We start from the raw sequence: 1,183 nt of genomic DNA on the forward strand, positions 1-1,183 counted from the left end.
CTAGTGTCCCGTCTGGTTAATCCGTTAACTTATTTAGCAGTGCGCTTCGCTTCGCATGATCCACAGAGCTCAGTATCGATTCAGCCGATTTGGTCCAGCGAAAGGGCTTGGCCAGCTTGTCATTATGAACGGCAATATATTGCTTGAGAGCCTTGCGAAGCTCGTCTACCCCACGAAAGACTCCTCGGTAGAGCGCACGACGCTCAAGCTGTGAGAACCAGCCTTCGACGGCATTTAGCCAGGAGGCACTCGTCGGCGTGAAGTGAAGTTTGAAACGGGGGTGTTTTTTCAGCCATTTCTGCACCTCCTCCGTTTTATGAGTAGCGCTGTTATCCAGGATGAGATGCAGATCCAGCTTTGCTGGCGTCGATCGGTCAATCTGTTTCAGGAAGTCCAGGAACTCTTTTGCCCGATGGCGCTTCGTTACTCTGCCGATCACCTGCCCGTTAGCGATGTCGAACGCTGCATATAAACTGGCCGTTCCGTGACGCTTGTAATCGTGTGTGCGGCGTTCAATCTGACCGGGTCGCAGCTGCAGCATTGGCTGCGTCCTGTCCAGCGCCTGTATTTGAGTTTTTTCGTCTACAGACAAGACCATAGCGTTGTCTGGTGGATTGAGATAGAGCCCGACTACATCAGTCACTTTCTCTGCAAACTTGGGGTCATTGCTGATTTTAAAGGTTTTCAAACGGTGCGGTTTGAGATCAGCAGCTTTCCAGATTTGCTGTACCTGCCAGATAGTGATCTTCATTTTTTCGGCCATGAGACGCAGGCTCCAGTGCGTCGCTTCACGCGGAATCGAGCGCGTTGTCAGGCGCAATACTTCGGCGGCGGTCTTGTTCGATATCTTGCCCGGTTGACCGGGTCGGGCTGCATCATCAAGACCCTCGAGGCCGGCGCTTGCATACCTGTTTCGCCACTTGTGAACAGTGACCGCGGATGTGTCTAGAGCCTTGGCGACCTCTAGGGGAGCGACTCCATCATCCAGCTGAAGCAGGATTCTGGCACGCAAAACAAGCCGCTGGCTGAGCGTCGGTGTTTTCAACCACGTCTCGAGCTCTATCCTGTCGTTAGGCGTAAGTGAAAAAGCCGCTGCAGATCTGGCCATGGAGTTCTCTCTTCAATAAAGTGAAGAGAGAGTATACCTGATTTAGCTTAAGGAATTAACCAGACGGGACACTAG

General features: G+C 52.4%; 1 protein-coding gene. It reads right to left on the reverse strand.

Annotated features, from left to right (window positions below; genetic code table 11):
- Nucleotides 1-16: 16 nt before the first annotated feature.
- A complete protein-coding gene (locus ABD735_RS20085; RefSeq protein WP_344809879.1) occupies nucleotides 17-1,108 on the reverse strand; it encodes an IS630 family transposase in 1,092 nt (363 codons plus the stop codon).
- Between the last annotated feature and the right edge of the window lie 75 nt (nucleotides 1,109-1,183).

Origin of the sequence: Allohahella marinimesophila (assembly GCF_039538005.1) — a bacterium.
Lineage (GTDB): Bacteria > Pseudomonadota > Gammaproteobacteria > Pseudomonadales > Oleiphilaceae > Allohahella > Allohahella marinimesophila.

Excerpts from the sequence above, each read along its gene's own strand:
- ABD735_RS20085 (WP_344809879.1), bottom strand. The coding sequence starts at position 1,108 with ATGGCCAGATCTGCAGCGGCTTTTTCACTTACGCCTAACGACAGGATA.